Origin of the sequence: Pseudomonas sp. S150 (assembly GCF_004526365.1) — a bacterium.
Lineage (GTDB): Bacteria > Pseudomonadota > Gammaproteobacteria > Pseudomonadales > Pseudomonadaceae > Aquipseudomonas > Aquipseudomonas putida_A.
Genome location: NZ_CP038207.1, coordinates 277,896 through 295,391, shown reverse-complemented (window position 1 = coordinate 295,391; position 17,496 = coordinate 277,896). Strand labels below are relative to the sequence as shown.

Here is a 17,496-nt window from a genome sequence, read left to right as displayed (position 1 = left end):
TCAATGCTCGAGCGCGACTTCCTCAGTCGCATGGATTTCAGGAAGGACGTGCTAACTGTAATCTCGCAGCCGGTGCAGCTGGATTTCGTTGCTCGCAGCGGCCGGACGTACTCCTATACCCCTGATTATCTTGTCCATTTCCATTCTCACACCCACCAGCGGCCCATGCTGGTGGAAGTCAAACCCGCTGAGAACTGGCGTGAGAACTGGCGCGAGCTGTTACCAAAATGGAAGGTAGCGTTGCGATATGCCAAGGAGCGAGGCTGGCGTTTCCATATTTACGATGAATCGCGGATAAGGGGCCAATCGCTGAAGAACATTCAGTACCTGGCACGGTTCAAGAATGCGGATTACGCGGATCAGGATCTGGAAGCCATCATTCGTACGGTCGCATTCAAAGGCATTGCATCGATCAGCTATCTCTTGGCGCTGCATTTTCAAGGTGCAGAGGCCTTGGGCACCTCCCATATCCTTCATCTCATCGCAACCCGTCAGCTGGATTGCGACATTTCTGGTCCTCTGAACAATTCACTAGAAGTTACGGTGGCCGAATGAATGAATTCGTGAGTGAACAACTGCGAAGCGGGAAGATTGACCGCTCGTTCGTCAATATCGCGCCGGGTGAAATTGCCTGCTTTCAAAAAGAAATCTTCCGGATCACTCAGGTATTGGACTTCCAATCCGTGCTAGGGGTCAACGTCGAAACAGGTCAGCCGAAGGTGCTGCGAATCGGCGAGCTCAAGCCTTTTATGGGTGATCAGGTCAAAGGGCCGTATGCAGATTACGACCTGGAAGACATCGGTACCGAAGAATGGGCAATTGCACAGAAACGCTACGCTGTAATCGCTCCTCTTTTGGGTATTGAGGGTCAGTCACGTAGTGCGGTTGAGCAGCGTGCGAAAGATGCCGGTGTGGATACCGTTACCGTTTATAGATGGCTGCGCCGTTACAAAGAACAAGGTGAAGTGACTGCGCTCATCCCGCTTAAGCGTGGATGGGGCAAAGGCCGCTCCAGGATCTCTGAAGACGTCGAAAGGGTGATTGCCGAGACGATCGAAGATTTTTTCCTGACCGAGCAGCGCCCAGATGTGGCCTCGACGGTTTATGAAGTCCGAAAACGTTGCAAGGCTTTGAAGCTGTCTCCCCCAACCGTGTCCACAGTGCAGGCGCGCATCAAGAATATTCCTGATCGGACACGATTGAGAAGACGAGGCGATAAAGAACTGGCGGGTAATAAATATGACCCGCGTCCCGGCGGCCTCAACACTGAGTACCCACTCCAGATCGTACAGATTGACCACACGCCGGCGGACATGATCATTGTTGACGATGTCCACCGGCGTCCCATCGGTCGTCCTTGGCTTACGTTGGCAATCTGCGTGTATTCGCGAATGGTGACCGGCTACTACCTGTCGATGGATCCACCCTCTGCTGTTTCGGTGGCAATGTGTGTGGTCCATTCCATACTCCCCAAGGAAAAGTGGCTGGCTCTTCACGGGGTGGATGCTGAATGGCCGGTGTGGGGGAAAATGGGCACCTTGCACAGTGACAACGGTGCAGACTTCAAGACCAATAGCCTTATTCAGTCCTGCGTGAACCACAACATCGGTCGTGAATTCAGACCAAAGAAAAATCCGCAATGGGGCGGTCACATAGAGCGCTGGATGGGCACGTTCGCCGGCATCAATAAAAAGGATCGGGGTGCGACCTTCAGCAATCCTGCCGAGCGTCGTCAATACAACTCAGAGAAACAGTCAATCTACACGTTTGCTGAGTATGAGCAGCGGCTCGTTAGAAACCTCATCAAGTACAACAACAAGTTCCATGAAGAGATCGACATGGCACCGATCCAAAAATGGAATACGGCATTCTTCGGAGATAAAGAGCACGACCCGATTTTGCGGCTTCCACCCAGAGTCGCGGATCCTTGGGGTTTCCAACTCGACTTCCTGCCCTCAAAGATGCGCACCATCCATCCTTATGGTGTGGAAATGGATGCGATGTACTTTGCCGAAGCATTGCGTCCATGGATAGGTGCAACCGACGCCAAGACAGGTAAGCCCCGCAAATTTCTTTTTCGACGGGACCCGCGGGACATCAATCGGATCTGGTTCTACGACCCAGCTTTGAAGGAGCACTTCGAGGTGCCGATCATTCGCGGCCGGTACGCCGGCGTTACGGTCGGTGAATATGTTCTGGCGAAGAAAAAAGCGCGTAAAGCTGGCCGCGATGCGGTCAACCATGACGTCATCGAGCGGATGTTGGACGAGAACAAGCAGCAGGAGACAGAGGCGGCCATACGCACAAAGCAAGCGCGCAAAAGCGCACAAAAGCGTACGAACAACACCAAGCAAACTACACCGGCACGACCAATGCCTCACGCCGAGCCTAAGTTTCCACCTACCGGGTCACCTGATTCGCCGGAGCTGTTGTCGGTTGATGACGTGGACACTTTCGGAGAAGTCTGGTGACCGATTTCGCCCATATCACACCCCAATTCAGGGACATGATGCAAAAGTCCGATCTTGATCGGCTCGCTTTTTTGGATAAGCCCCGCTGGGTTGATTACCAGGCGGCTAATAATCTGATGGATATCCTCAACGGGTTATTGCGCACCCCTGAGCGTCCTCGCATGCCAAACGTCATGCTTGTCGGTGAGTCCAACACGGGCAAAACCACGGTGGTCACTCGGTTCAAGGAGCTATCAGGTCAGCCCTATATCAGCGACGATGCGGTGAGCGTGCGGCCGGTGATCTGCGCTGAAGTTCACAAGCCCGATGAGCGCGAGTTGTATAACGCCATCCTCAGAGAGTTTTGGGCTCCGCATAATCCTGTGGCGCCCTTGGAAAAGCTTCGACATCAGGCCATCCACCTTTTGCGCGATGCGCGTACGCGCATGCTCATCCTCGACGAAGTGCACACGATCAATAACGGATCGGCAGCCAAGCGCATGGATGTCATGAACGAGCTCAAGATGCTATCGAACATTCTCCACATTCCTTTGGTGTTGGTCGGCACTCGAACGGCGCTCCAGCTACTGGTACTGGATTCGCAGTACTCAAGTCGCTTTGAGGTGGTTTCCTTGCCCAACTGGTCGGTCAATGTCGACTTTCAGCGTTTTCTGAAAAGCTTTGAGTCAGTGCTCCCGCTCAAATTCGCTTCCAAGCTGTACTCGCCGGAGCTCACCCCGCTCATTCACACGATTTCCAACGGCAACACAGGCAACATTGAATATCTACTACGTGAGTGCGCAAGAGAGGCAATCCGCAACGGATCTGAAATGATTGACCGGCGGTTGCTTGAGAAAAACAAATGGATGCGTCCTACCAGCGCAGATGGGGTTCGGGAGCGAGTCCTGTAAATGCTGTGTGGCCACTGGTGCCACCGCTTCTCCAGAATGAGGTCATCTCATCTTGGTTGATGCGCTGCGCTTTGGCGCAGGGGTGCGACGCCACGACGCTCACGGGCGAGGTGTGGCCAAGGATGAGATTCTGGTGTAGCGATCCGGACAGGCAATTGTCTCTTGAACTAGCCAATCGCCTAAGTCGGCTATCTGGCATCCCGCCAATCGCGCTTCAGGCGGCCACTCTACAGCCGCTGTACCAGACGATGGCGGGAACACCCCATTTTCCAAGACGTATAGCGCCCTGGTTTCTCTGTCTGGGATGTCGAAACAGACGTCGATGCGGCGGCCTTCAATACTGCCCTCAGTGCTTTAAGGAACAAATCCCCCATTACTTGATTCAGGGTCGACTGGCTTGGCACACCACGTGCCCAGTGCATCAGGTGATATTGCTTGATCGCTGTGAGTGCTGCCACGCTCCCTTGTGTCCACAGTTGATCACTCCACCACAAAAGACGTTGGGTCGGTGTCATCGATGTGAGTATGAGCTGCGTTGGGCTGCAACGCAGACTGCACAGCCAAATGCGTTAGATTTTCAGCGAGCAACTGATGGTTTGTTTTCCCGACCTGCGCGTCACTACGGTGATCATCTGCTGCTCCTGACAGAATGGCTTGCTCTATCACGTTGGATGATTGGTATATTGCGCACCGCAGCGCGTGCCCCCAGCCCCTGCACGCAGACGTTTTTTCGCGAGCTTGGTGTCAACCTGAGCGCTCTTGAGCCTCCACCGACAGGTCTGCCGTTCGAGTACTTGTCACCCGCTGAGCGCGCAAGCCTTCTGGCTAACGTGTGGAGCATGCTGGAGGTCGGTCCCGAACGATTGATGGCGGTGGCCGAACGCGAACGTATTCGGCCGTCGCTGTTGCTGCCGCGCGATGGTGAATTACGGGCCTCACTCGCCGGATTGAAGACAGTGCTGAAAAGCACTCGACGCCTCAAAAAACGTCCGTCCCCAAGCGACAATCCCCGCGCTGTCAAAAGCGTTTTGATGAGGTGGCAACGATTGCTCAGGAAGTTTCAACGATGATGCCCTCGGAATTGCCACTGAAATGCGATGAATGCCAGTGCATCCCCACAAAGATCCACCGGACCTACAAGGGACGGCGTTTCTGCAACACCTGCTATGCCCGGATGTTTAAACGTCGATTGTGTTCAGGATGTGGCAATTTCGCCCGTCTACTCGAAGACGACGCGAAGTGCACCCGCTGCGAAGCGAAAAGCCCCTGTGTTCGGTGCAAGAAAGTCGGAAAGCCGGTTGGCGTGATGACGCCTTATGGCCCAGCATGTAACAGCTGTGCGCACCACTTTTCTGAACCTCAAGCCTGTGAAAAGTGTGGTCGCCTGTCCACGAAATTAACCCGCGTGCTTGCGATTGATCCCGATGTTCGCTGTTGCCCTCGTTGCGCAAGAGAAGGCGCGGCAACATGCCCGGATTGTCGGCATCACCGTTTCTTGGTTCAGTGCGACGATGGCCGGAGGCGGTGTAAGTTGTGCGCTGAGAAAGGCGAGATTAAATGTGGCAGCTGCTCCCAGTTGATGCCTGCGGGGCGCAAGAGCGAATGTGAAAACTGCGCTTGGGGAAAAAGCTTTGATCGGCGCGCGCTTATTCATGTCGCGGTGTTCGACAATGTCAGTACACGCCAACGCTTTAAGGAGTTCTGCCAGTGGCTCAAAGACCACATGGGCCCTCACAAGGCTGCGTTGAAACTCAGACACTACGAGCCGTTTTTTCTCTTTCTGGATGCCCATTCCGTCGGAGTGCCTTCCTACGCTTTTCTGCTTGAGCACTTCGGCGCTGAACGCCTTCGCCGAATGCAGACCCCCATGCTGTGGCTCAACACCCGCTACGGTGTTGTCGCCGATGAACAACTGCGCAAGGAACATTCCGAAAAGCGCAGAATTCAGGAGATGATCGAATCGACGCCCGCTGGCTTGGGTCTGGACACGCTGCAAGGGTACCGGGCCTATCTACTGCTCAAACAAGGCGATGGAAGCACCTCCCTAGGCTCGGTCCGACTTTCCTTGCGCGCAGCGAAAAACGTGCTGGCTTCGGCATCCCACCAGTTTGATACGTTGCCCACGCAGAAGACGGTGACAACCTATCTCACCCAGACACCCGGCCAACAGGCAACGGCTCAGGGTTTTATTAGTTACCTGAATCGTACCCATGGCCTCAGCCTTACGACAGAGCTCAGCGAGCGTGCTGTGGCAAGGGCGAAAAACCATAAACTCGAAGCCAAACTGTACGACCTGTACTCCACCGCTGGCGAAGGCGAAGACTATGAGCGCACCTGGATCAAGGCAGCCTTGATGCTGTTGCACGGCGTCAGGAATGTGAACAAGAAGACACTCGCCTACAGCGCGATCGTCATGCAGGGTGTCGCGGGTTTTGAGGTGCTGCTCAACACCAAGACCTACTGGGTTCCCGGCCCCACGTCCACGCCGCCCTTTCCTAACGGATCATGGGTCTGAAGGCGCGCGCAGGGTGCGCTTGCCACCATTCGTCACCTGGTCAGCTGGATCCATGCATGACTGGATGATCCCCGAAGTCGCTGTACGCGCCCTAGGCCTTATGGAGCGCTGGAGCGCGCCCTATCAGGCTAAACTTGCCGCCGAAATCATGCAGCGGAGACGTGCCAATCCATATGATCCGCAGATCGTGGAGGCACAGAAACACCGCCATGCGCTCTTTCTCGCCGTGGATCGAACTACTAATCAGACACGCTCGCTTAGCAATAAAGCCTGGAATTGGCGCCTTAAAGCTTTCACGAAGGATTGCGGTCTGAGTTGGAATCTCACTAGCCATCAGTTTCGCCGCAAGTTCGCCAACTACGCCGCGCACAGCCGTTTCGGCGACCTGCATTACCTCAAAGAGCATTACGCGCACTGGTCGTTGGACATGACCAGCTACGCCATGGATGATACTTGGGGACAACATCTGGATCTTGAACTATATGCCGATATTCAGGGTGAGTTGGACGACGTAAAACTCGGCGTCGTGGACAACTGGCTAGGAGACGAATCTTTGGCCGGAGGCTATGGCAAAGCGATCAAGCAGTGGCAGCGGGAGCCGCAGAACTTGCTGATCTTCAAGGATCACGCATCGATGCTGAAGTCCATTAGTGACAGCACCGCAATCGGCAGTAACGGTCATGCCTGGTGCACGGCGGACAATGACGATTGCGTCGGCAACACCCTTGAGCGTACGCGATTCGGCAATTGCAACCATGCCGTCATCGGAAGCGGCCACGCGGCCATCTACCAACGACTCTATGATGATCGGAAAGGGCTGCTGCATTGCCAGGACATTGGCGAAGGCGGCCGCCAACGCGTTCGACGCGACCTGAATCGCTGCCGCGACGTACTGGTACAGCTTGGAATGGGCCCGGAGACTTTAATCGCATGAAACTCAAGGACAAGGTGGCCAACTACAAGCCTGCTGAGGATCGCGAAAAGGATCTTAAGCTCGCCCTTCTCCGCATCCAGAAGGGACGCGCCCGCACTGGGGAATCCAAGGTTACCATTGCGGCGGTCGCCCGTGAGGCTGGCGTGTCAACTGCGCTGATTCACAACCACTACCTACAAATTGCCGAGGCTATCCGAGAGGCTCAGGGTCGCTCCAGTCGCGCCATGCGTGATGTAAAACAACAAGACTTGATTGTGGAACGCAAGAAGTCCGCAGCATACCGACAGGAGATCGAAGAATTGCGGGCCAAGGTCGCCAATCTTGCGTCCATCAACGAAATGCTGATGGACGATAACCGTTTGCTCAAAGCTAAGATGAAAGACCCTAAGGTGGTCGAACTGTCTTCAAGGCAGCCGCATGGATAGGTCAGTTTTGCATAGCATGCATTCGCACCCTTTTGCGTCGAGAGAAATATCAGTACAGAAATATCCTGAGTACCCAAGGCCTATATTGCTCAGTGTAAAACACTTGTGTTTCTTGTTAACCACCGTGGTTTACAGTGCAAGAATTAGGGTTACAGAGTTTTTGCCTACCCCTGTCCCCGGTAAGTGTCCTACCTTTGGTCGCCACCTGGAAACCATCCCTGCGTCGATACAGGGATCTCCGAAACGCCTCCGCTGATACAGATCAGTGCAAATGGTCTATTAAAGGCGTTTGGCTCGGAGCATCCTTGGACACGCAGCGCATTGTCCTGGTGGAAAATAATTGGATCTGGGCGAGTGTGAATCCCCGGCCCTTCCACCCTGAGAAGTCCATAAGATACTGCCAGTTACTACAACGCGCCGCTGATCGACTATGGCCCCCAAGGATCTGTAGGGGGCTATCTGCTGTAGCAAATAGGCCGGTCAGCTTAGCGACCAGTGCATCAGGGTCGTTGAGGATCTCCATGATCCTGTGTCTGTGCAGCTGGTTCCCGATACGCCGTAGGCCGAGTGGCCACCTCTTTTGAAGGATACAACGCCGTAGCACAGCAGGTAGTGAAGAGTCCAAGTGTATTACGACGAAAACGATGAACCTTCCCACATTGGTCGAGTCGGTTGCGCTGACCTGACTGAGCCTTTCGCTGAATTTATAGAAAGAAAGTCATGGCGACAGATCGATGCGCAATCACACGATGTAGCACAGGCTATGTTGTTGCGCAGAATTTGAGCACTCAAAGTGAGTCCGCAAGAGTCCATAAAAATATGGCATACAACTAATCAAGCTTCGCTAGCTCCCATGAAATTGCATTTTTAATTCTCCCATCCCCGACCACTTCGAGCTCTGGAGAGTCATAGGTGTTGCGGTAAAACGAGCGCAGGTCTTTGAGCGATAGACAGTCTGTAGAGTTGTTGGCGCGATCAATGTGAAGTGAGATATTATCTATATACTCCTTAGTGTTAGAAGACCAGTAATTTTTTGTAATATGGATAGGTCTCATTCCGATAACGTTATCGATTACAACATCTCTAAAATGAGAAAATGTTATCCCTGACTCAATTAGGTGTTGTGGGTGACCATCATATTCCGCGGCCCACAACCCTATACATATATCGCTATCTTTTCTCGAGAAAATCTTGATCGCGATATCGACGTACCAATATTCGGTTCGGTTGGCTCGCGTGATAATACGCTCCGGCTTTTCTATCCTGAACTGTGGATATATCAGAACTCGATTCCCTTGAGGCGAGCATCCAGATAACACCGCCTTATTAGGTAGCATTTTATACGAATACAAATTCAAAGGTTTAAAAGTACTTATGATAGTTGCCAGTACTGCTATCTCATCTCGTGAAGTACGCTCATTACCGATAAGGGCGATGGCTGCCATGCGGCCCACCAGAGGTGCAAGCTTATCAACTTGCTTCCATTTATTTTGGGTAAGAAGGCTTCCAAAATCACTCATAAATTTCGATTCAAATTGGCTTTCCATAGGCCCCCAATGCACCGAGTGGACACGAAACTCGTCCGCCATGCTTGCATGGACGGCGCCCTAGTGCAAAAAACAATTGCTGTAAAATTTGACTTCCGCAAGCGTAGCTAGTGACCAGCTTTTTATCTCGGCCTAGGTGCTGGCGGGTCAAAACAAATGGGTGACCAAATGCGAATTGGCCACCGCCCTACCGTTCACTGCCCCACAGGCGCTCGCTAGAGCATGATCCACCGCTCATAGCCCTTGGCAGGTAGAGGAGCTACCTCGACCAACTCCACAGGTTTTACCGAAACAACTGCAGCCCTGGCTATAAATTGAACAAACTCCCGAGCCTCTGCCGGGGAGGCGTACTTTGAAGTGGTAAACGAGTAGCTATTGAGAGAGCCCCATGGATACTTGTCAAGTGCTTCTCGATCCCATAATTTTCCAGTAGTCGAGCAGTAGCTCCGATTGGCGCAGCTTTTTTGAAGGCGAACAACTTAGTCGCAAGCATGAGTCGTCGTGGCAACTGTCATGACAACGCCGTGGCTGAGAGCTTTTTCCAGCTGCTAAAGCGGGAGCGGATCAAGAGGAAAATCTATACCAAGCGGGAAGATGCTCGCAGTGATGTGTTCGATTACATCGAGATGTTCTACAACTCAAAACGCCGACATGGTTTCAACAATCAGCTGTCGCCGGTAGAGTTTGAAAAGCGTTACGCAATGAGCTTGCAAGGTGTCTAGAGAATCCGGGGCAATTCAACCCCTTAGGGAAGACCGGGCTATCGTACCTTATCTAGATGGAGATGATGTTGCGATACGAGTCGTCTTTGCACACCATCGTGGCGAACCCCCTGTACGCCATCGATGCCGGCAGTATCCGCCTGGAAATCATCAAGAGTGGCGAGCTGACTTCGCAGGTTAAGGTCGATGTAGGCGACCTGGGCACCCTGCAATCCGATGATCTGATCCTGATGAGATTCAATCTGAGCAGCCCCATCGTGCTGAATGCTGCCTCGTGTCAGACCCCGTCCGCGCCGGTTGCCATGGGTGACGACTATCCACTCCACGAGTTTCGCGAGGCTGGCGCCACACCCCGCAAGGTGCGGTTCAACATTGGCTTGAATCAGTGTCAGACCGGCAGCAACAAAGTCACTTACTCGCTCAAGGCCAACACCCCGGTCATCGACGCCGCCAAAGGTATCATCCCGCTCAACAACAGCTCCACCGCGAAAGGCATAGGCCTGCAGTTGCTCAATGACACCGGGCAACCGGTCGCGCTGGACACGACCTCCCCGTTCGATGCGTTCACGACCACCGGCAACGATTTCAAGATTCCCTTGTCGGCTTCGTATAACCGCCTGACGACGGACGAACTCAAGGCTGGCAGCGCCAACACCGAAGTCACCTTCATCGTGAATTACCTCTAACCAAACTAAGGATCGTCTGATTTTCCCGGCATCTGGCCGCCCCTACAGTGCCGGGATGAGATTAAAAAGCTACCTCCACCAGATCAGCCCGATCCTGTCCACACCTCATGCCGCGCGTCGCCTGTTGCGCATTTTTGCCCTGGTGCTGCTGGTGGGCATTCTCGGCGGCGTGTACAGCTTTCTGCTGTTTACCTTCAACAACGAAATCTCCCAGCGCCGCAGCTACATGAGCAGCGCCATCGCCGAAGCGCACACCTTTTTCACCACCCGTGAAGCACTGCTCGAAAGCCTGAGCCTGTCGGCCACGCGCAAGGCCGAAATAGAGGGACCGGTCTCTAATGAAGAGATATGCCTGCTGCTGGGACAAACGCCGGGCAAGCAATGGAGTATCTGGCTGACCCGGCGCATGCGCGATTACCTCACAGCCAAACAGTTGAACCTGATCTACATCAGCAGCGATCCCCATGCCCAAGTGTTGCGCCTTTACAACGCAACGCCGATGGTCGGTGATTTTTCCCAGGCCATGCTGGAACAACTGCAAGCCCTCAAATATCACAACACCAGTGCCCTGCAAGAACTCTGGCTGACCCCTGCCGTTGACGGGCACTCGCAGTTGTACATTTTCATTCGCCTGGACGAACGTGACATCGACTCCGGCTGGCTCGGCCTGGAAATGGACGATCGCGAAGTCTCCAGTGCCTTGAGCGACCACAGCGCGGGCGAGTTCACCATGTTCAACTCGCAAGGCATGCCGCTCTTCAGCAATAGCCTGAAACCGCGACCCGGACAGGATCTGCCGCTGCTTCGGCAACAGGACTTTTTCGGTTTTGTCGGTACCGGCTGGTGGCCCGAGCAACTGGTGCTGCGCAAGCAACTGAAGTCATCGGATTGGCAACTCACCTACTCCATCGACTTGCTGGCGGTGTTGTCGGCGCTGTGGCCGCAAATGCTGGGAGCGCTGCTGTTCTGCCTGCTCAGTATCAGCCTAGTGTGCGTGCTGACCCGGCGACTGGAACACCGCTTCATCAACCCGGCCATTCACCGGATCCAGGCACTGGTGGAAAGCGAGCTGTTCAGCCGCGACGTGATCCAGACCGCCCCGGTGGCCCTCTGCGTACTGCGGCGCACCGATGGCCAGGTAGTGCTGGAAAACACTCTCGCCCGTCAATGGCTGGGCGAATGCGGTACGCAACTGGGCGCTAGCTGGATCCGGGAGGCCTTCGATGATACCGAACCTTTCCTGACGGATGATTTCGAGACCGCCGATGGCCGCCACCTTTACCTGAGTTGTGCCCCCACCCGCTACAAGAGCGAGGACGTGTTGCTGTGCGCGTTCAGCGACATCAGTGCGCGACGACAAATCGAAGCGGCGCTGGAGCAGGCACGCCAATCGGCGGACGCCGCCAATGAAGCCAAGACCTTGTTCCTCGCGACCATGAGCCACGAAATCCGCACACCGCTCTATGGCGTGCTCGGCACGCTGGAATTACTGGCACGCACGCAACTGGATAGCCGGCAGAAAAGTTACCTGCAAGCCATTGAGGGGTCGTCTGCCACACTGCTGCAGTTGATTTGCGACGTGCTGGATGTGTCGAAAATCGAGGCCGGGCAACTGGCCCTGGAGTTGAGCGAGTTTTGCCCGACGACGCTGGTGCAAGAGGTGGTCCAGGGATACGCGGCAGCGGCGCAGAACAAAGGTTTGCAGCTGTATGCCTGCCTCGACCCGCAACTGCCGGATCGCTTGATGGGAGATGCTAGCCGCATGCGACAGATTCTCAACAATCTGCTGAACAACGCGGTCAAGTTCACCGACTCTGGGCGCGTGGTACTAAGGGTCAAACTGCACCGTCGCGAAGATGAAAAGGTGTATCTGCAATGGCAAGTCTCGGACACCGGCAAAGGTATCGCTCATCACGATCAGGCCTTCATTTTCAAACCGTTCTACCAGACCGAAGGCAACACCAATGTGGTGGCCGGCACAGGTCTGGGCCTGCCCATTTGCCAGCGATTGACACACTTGATGAACGGCACCCTGCGCATGGTCAGTGAGCCGGGACTGGGCAGCAGTTTTTCCCTGAGCGTGCCGCTGGAACAACGCCCCTGCCATGCATCACCTGCAGCATTGCCGGCCTTGGCACCGGACATCATCTATGTGGTCTCGCCCATCCGCGAACTGGCCGACAGCATCAACGGTTGGCTGCGCCGCTGGGGTGCCCGACCGCAGATCGGCGCACCTGACGTCCTGGAACCTGATACGACGGCTGTGTTGCTGGAACTCTATCCCGCGCCCTTCGAACAACGTTCGAGACCGGCATGGCAAGGGCTGCGAGTTCTGGCCAGCGGCGACGGCGCCCACGAGCCACAATTCTGCGGCGATGGCTGGAAGGTAAACCTGAACGATCTGGCCGCGATCCAGCGGGCGGTTCGCCTGGCTCAGGGTGGTCCGATTACCCATCAACCGGAACAAAGCGAACCCCACGCTGTGCGGCCGTTGTGCCTACACATTCTGGTGGCGGAGGACAACGTCATCAACCAACTGATCCTGCGCGATCAGCTTGAAGAGCTGGGCTGCACAGTGGCGCTAACCAGCGATGGCGAGGAAGCGTTGTCGCTCTGGCGCGAGCGCGCGTTCGACGTCGTTCTGACCGACGTCAACATGCCCCGACTCAATGGCTACGAATTGGCCAAGACCTTGCGACGTCAGGGCTGCACCACCCCGATCATCGGCGCCACCGCCAACGCGATGCGCGGTGAAGACGCCCTGTGCCTGGCCGCCGGCATGAATCACTGCCTGGTCAAACCATTTACGCTACGAGCCTTGTTCGCTGTCCTGGCTCCCTACGCTCGAGTTGCTCATGAAGCCCTGTAGCATTTTGATTGTCGAAGACCACCCCTTCCAGCACCTGTACTTGCAGAACCTGTTCAACGAACTAGGCCAGTTCGATGTCGTGTGCGCCAAGGACGGCGAAGCCGCACTGACCTGCCTGAAGAAACGCAACTTTGACCTGGTACTCACCGACCTACTAATGCCGGGCATGGACGGCGTGCAGTTCATACAGGGTCTCGCCGCACAACGTTCGCGTCCCGCGCTGGCAATCATGAGTGCGGCCTCACGCCGTATGTTGATGGGCGCCAGCCTGGTGGCGAGCAATCTGCAAGTGAAGGTGATCGGGCTGATCTCCAAACCGGTGAACTCGGCCGCACTGCGCTGCCTGATCGATCAATTGCAGGCGCTGCGCCAGACGAAACCGACCGAGCCCCGCGAAGGCATCAACCGCCAGAGTATTCTGCAGGCTCTGGACAATGGCGAACTGCAAGCCTGGTTCCAACCCAAAAAAGCCTTGAATAATGGCCGGATCGTGGCCGCCGAAGCACTGGTGCGCTGGATTCATCCCGAGCACGGCACACTGCTGCCCGGCGCATTCCTGCCGGAGCTGATCGCCTGCGGCCTCGAAGAACAATTGCTGTGGCGGGTACTGGAACAAGCGATTGCCGCCCAAATCGTCTGGCGCCAGCAGGGTTATGACATTCCGGTCTCGATCAACCTGCCCACGCACTTGCTCAACAGCCACGACCTGCCCGACCGCATCCTCGCGTTCGTGCTGGCCCATCAAGGTTTACCGGCACGCATCTGCTTCGAGTTGATGGAATGCTCGGTGCCCGATGACATCAGCAACTTCTACGCCGGTGCCTGCCGCCTGCGGATCAAGGGGTTCGACCTGTCCCAGGATGATTTCGGCAAGGGCTATAGCTCCTACATGAACCTGGTGTCGGCGCCCTTCACCGAATTGAAGATCGACCGCACGCTGGTGCAGGGTTGCAATACCAACGAGGAACTGGCTCAGGCTTTGACCAGCATTGTCAGCTTGGGGCGGCAGTTGGGTCTGACCGTGGTGGCGGAAGGCGTGGAAACCGCGCAAGAACTTGCTCTGTTGCGTAAAATCGACTGCACTCAGGTTCAGGGTTTCCTGATCTCCCACGCCGTGTCTTTGGATCAGTTCCAGCAATTGCTGACCCATGACGGGCCGGCGAACGCTTATTGACCCGCAGGCGGGTGTTGACGAACGTCACTTGCTATCGAGGTCACTGTGTCCCAAGACTTATCCATCACTGCGGGCCAAGCACGCTGATGCCGCATCCCGATACCGTCCTGGAAAAACTCGCCAGCAGTTCATCGCGCCTGAACAAGGGCCTGCTGGTGCTCACCGCTCTCGTATTGCTGTTGCTCGGCATCAGCTACGTGGGGGTGATGCGCATGATCGAAGAACGACACGATACCTTGCAGTTTCATTTTGCCGCGCTGATGGAGAACGTCCGCGAACAGGAAGTGTTCCTGCGGGATATCGCCCGCGAAAGCGCCAAGGACGAGCCGCTGCCCACGAGCACGATGCCGCCCCCCCTACAAAAAGCCCTACCCGAGGAAGGACCGAACACTTATGAAGGCCGTGGCCTGCCGTTTTCGCTTCCCTACAGCCTGAAGATCAACCCGGACAAAATCGCCGCCGATCAATACCCCAGAATCTTTGCGCTCGGCACTCACCTGGCCGCATACTACAGCGCGTTCTGGTCGGCGTCACATTATCAGTCGCCCCAGGTCATCCTGGTCAATGGTCCCGACAACTTTGATGTGGTCGTGCCCGCCGCCGGACGTTTGCGCGGTGCGAACCCGATGCCGATTGGCGAAGTGGTTCAGGCGATCACCCAGGTGAACAAGCGCATGCGCGAGCGCAATTCATCGCCGCGCGATTTTCAGGTGCACTGGGAACCTTATTCACCGGCCCGGCAAGACAGGACCGCACCGACCCTGATGGCCTACGTGAACATCGACCTGGCCAAGAGCGCGCTAAGCGTCGAGGGCGCCGATACCTGGGTGATACTGGCCTCGCTGCTTAATCTGTCTCAGGTCAACAACATCGAGAGGCTGATGAAGTGGTCGATCTACGACAACCTCACCTTGATCACGCCTGGCGGTGTAATCCTGACCGGCGCCCTGAAACCCGGCCAGACGTTGCACGAAGGGGTGAATTTCAACCGCGACGGCCTAGTGTTCAAACTGACTAGCCCCGGTGAAGCGAACTGGACGGCGATCTACGTCATCACTGTGCAGAGTTTTCTCGATTACGCACTGTGGCCATTGCTGTGCCTGATCGTGCTGGTACTGGCAATACTCGGCTGCAGTCGAGCCATCAATCGTTGGTACCGAATCCGGGTCATTCTGCCGGCACAAAGCGCACACGCCAGCATCGCCGAAAGCGAGGCCTTCAGCCGTGCTGTGATCGATACGGCGCCGACCGGCCTGTGCGTGATCCGTCGTAGCGACCACCACGTGATGCTGGAAAACCAGCGCGCCCAGCAATGGCACGACAACAGCCAGTTGATGAGTTTGCTCACGTCGCATCCCGAGTCCGGCCACGCCGACGTCGAAATTGGCGGGCGCCACCTGCATGTTGCCTTCGTGCCCACCCGTTACCAGGGCCAGAACGCTTGGCTGTGTGCACTGCATGACGTGACCCAGCATGTCGAGGACGCGATGGCGCTGGAAGAGGCGCGCCAGGCCGCCGACTCGGCGAATCAGGCCAAGAGCCGGTTTCTCGCCACCATGAGCCATGAGATCCGTACCCCCCTGTACGGCGTGCTGGGCACCCTGGAACTGCTTGACCTGACGCCGCTCACCCCGCGCCAGCAGGATTACCTGCACACCATCCAGCGCTCCTCCGCCACGTTGTTCCAACTGATCAGCGATGTGCTGGATGTGTCGAAAATCGAAGCCGGGCAAATGACCCTGGAACTTCAGGATTTCTGCCCGCTGGAACTGACCGAAGACACCGTGCGCGCCTACAGCGCCTTCGCCCGGTCCAAGGGCCTGCAACTTTATGCCTGCATTGACACGACGCTGCCGGATCGGGTGCGCGGTGACCCGCTGCGGATTCGCCAGATCCTCAAAAACCTGTTGAGCAACGCGATCAAGTTCACCGACAACGGCCGCGTCGTACTCAGGGTACGGGTGCTGGACAGCATCGACGGCCAAGTCAACGTGCAGTGGCAAGTCAGCGATTCGGGGATGGGGATTTCCCAGGCGCAGCAACAGCAGCTGTTCACCCCTTTCTATCAGGTCAACAACGCCATCGAACAGGCCGGTGCCGGTCTCGGCCTGGCGATTTGTAAATGGCTGTGCGAATTGATGGCGGGCCAGTTGAACGTGGTCAGTGAACCCGGACTGGGCAGCAGCTTCACCCTGCAACTCGGGCTGGAGCGCGTGCCCGGCGAGCTGGCCGATTGCCCCGAATTCAGCCCGGGCACCCCCGCCGTCTATGTGTACGCGCAAGTCGCTGAGCAGGCACAACACCTCATCGCCTGGTTCAATCGCTTTGGCCTCGAGTCCCACCCAGTGACGACCGATATGCCAGTGTCATCGGCGCTGCTGGTAGCGTTTTCACCACTCCCTCACACCCTGACCTGGCCCGGCCCAAAGATCATTGCCATACCGGACGGGCCCAACCCGTCGCAGCTTCGCGGTACCGGCCAAGAGGTCAACGCCAACGATGTACGTGCGATTGCCTGGGCCATCTCTACATGGCCCACCAAGGCACCAGTTCCGACAGTCATCCTTTGCCGACGGAAAAAACCCGGCGCCTCAATCTGCGGGTGCTGGTGGCGGAAGACAACGTGATCAACTCGGCCATCATCAAAGAGAGCAACTGGAGGTGCTGGGCTGCTCGGTGACTGTCGTGGCCAATGGCGAACAGGCCCTGGCACAGTGGTCGCCCGGACGCTTCGACCTAGTGCTGACCGATGTCAACATGCCGATCATGAACGGCTACCAACTGGCGGCCGCATTGCGCCAACAGGATCCGGCATTGCCGATTATCGGTGTCACCGCCAACGCCCTGCGCGAAGAAGGCGAACGCTGCGCCGCCGTCGGTATGAATGCCTGGATGGTCAAGCCGCTCAACCTGGCTACCTTGCGCACCCACCTTGAACAACACTGCAAAATCGCCCTGCCTGCGGCCATTGCCAAGCCGATACAGCTGTCACCAAAAATGCGCGAATTGTTTGTCACGACCCTAAGCCAGGACATACAGGTCACATTGGCGGCGCTGGATAATGCCGATGCCACCCGCGTGGCGCAGCAACTGCACAGCATGGCCGGTGCGCTGGGCGCGGTGCAGGTCGAAGCCATGGCCACTACGTTTGTCGAGCTGGAGTGTCGTTTGAACGGTTTGACCGTGACCAACGCCCTGGACCTAGAAGTCCGCCAGAGTCTGGCCCGATTGAAAGATCTACTGGATACCCTTGAATAATTTAC

The 17,496-nt window shown here is 56.2% G+C and carries 10 protein-coding genes and 3 pseudogenes; 12 read left to right on the top strand and 1 reads right to left on the bottom strand.

Going from position 1 to position 17,496, the window contains the following annotated elements; all coding sequences use genetic code 11:
* The first annotated feature begins 3 nt into the window (after positions 1-3).
* From E3Z29_RS01435 to E3Z29_RS01405, 7 genes and pseudogenes are all read left to right on the top strand, one after another.
* Positions 4-555, top strand: coding sequence for a TnsA endonuclease N-terminal domain-containing protein (locus tag E3Z29_RS01435; protein ID WP_256662061.1), 552 nt, complete (start codon positions 4-6; stop codon positions 553-555).
* A complete protein-coding gene (locus tag E3Z29_RS01430) occupies positions 552-2,471 on the top strand; it encodes a Mu transposase C-terminal domain-containing protein (protein ID WP_134784971.1) in 1,920 nt (639 codons plus the stop codon). The genes E3Z29_RS01435 and E3Z29_RS01430 overlap by 4 nt, the downstream gene beginning before the upstream one ends.
* Positions 2,468-3,361, top strand: a complete 894-nt coding sequence (locus tag E3Z29_RS01425; RefSeq protein ID WP_134784970.1) for a TniB family NTP-binding protein — start codon at positions 2,468-2,470, stop codon at positions 3,359-3,361. The genes E3Z29_RS01430 and E3Z29_RS01425 overlap by 4 nt, the downstream gene beginning before the upstream one ends.
* Complete coding sequence (locus E3Z29_RS29840) at positions 3,313-4,431, top strand: TniQ family protein (RefSeq protein WP_134784969.1); 1,119 nt, start codon at positions 3,313-3,315, stop codon at positions 4,429-4,431. Before E3Z29_RS01425 ends, E3Z29_RS29840 begins: the two co-directional genes overlap by 49 nt.
* A gap of 461 nt (positions 4,432-4,892) precedes the next feature.
* Positions 4,893-5,876 carry a hypothetical protein gene (locus E3Z29_RS01415; RefSeq protein WP_256662060.1) on the top strand — a complete coding sequence of 328 codons (984 nt, stop codon included), beginning with the start codon at positions 4,893-4,895 and terminating at the stop codon, positions 5,874-5,876.
* Positions 5,877-5,928: 52 nt separating this feature from the next.
* Positions 5,929-6,810 (top strand): annotated as a pseudogene (locus E3Z29_RS01410) (integrase); the annotation flags it as partial.
* Complete coding sequence (locus tag E3Z29_RS01405) at positions 6,807-7,235, top strand: TetR family transcriptional regulator (RefSeq protein ID WP_134784968.1); 429 nt, start codon at positions 6,807-6,809, stop codon at positions 7,233-7,235. The pseudogene E3Z29_RS01410 and the gene E3Z29_RS01405, both read left to right, overlap by 4 nt.
* 830 nt (positions 7,236-8,065) lie before the next feature.
* Here the strand turns inward: E3Z29_RS01405 and E3Z29_RS01395 are convergent.
* A complete protein-coding gene (locus E3Z29_RS01395; protein WP_134784967.1) occupies positions 8,066-8,782 on the bottom strand; it encodes a hypothetical protein in 717 nt (238 codons plus the stop codon).
* A gap of 439 nt (positions 8,783-9,221) precedes the next feature.
* On the opposite strand from E3Z29_RS01395, the pseudogene E3Z29_RS01390 reads away from it, so the two are divergent.
* The 5 genes and pseudogenes from E3Z29_RS01390 to E3Z29_RS01370 form a co-directional block, all read left to right on the top strand.
* Positions 9,222-9,504 (top strand): annotated as a pseudogene (locus E3Z29_RS01390) (IS3 family transposase); the annotation flags it as partial.
* A gap of 65 nt (positions 9,505-9,569) precedes the next feature.
* Complete coding sequence (locus tag E3Z29_RS01385; protein ID WP_256662059.1) at positions 9,570-10,190, top strand: fimbrial protein; 621 nt, start codon at positions 9,570-9,572, stop codon at positions 10,188-10,190.
* Positions 10,191-10,245: 55 nt separating this feature from the next.
* Complete coding sequence (locus E3Z29_RS01380) at positions 10,246-13,059, top strand: response regulator (protein WP_134784965.1); 2,814 nt, start codon at positions 10,246-10,248, stop codon at positions 13,057-13,059.
* The gene (locus tag E3Z29_RS01375) at positions 13,046-14,233 is read left to right on the top strand and encodes an EAL domain-containing response regulator (protein ID WP_134784964.1); all 1,188 of its coding nucleotides are present in this window, start codon (positions 13,046-13,048) and stop codon (positions 14,231-14,233) included. The genes E3Z29_RS01380 and E3Z29_RS01375 overlap by 14 nt, the downstream gene beginning before the upstream one ends.
* Before the next feature lie 86 nt (positions 14,234-14,319).
* Positions 14,320-17,491, top strand: a pseudogene (locus E3Z29_RS01370) (ATP-binding protein).
* The last annotated feature ends 5 nt before the right edge of the window (positions 17,492-17,496 follow it).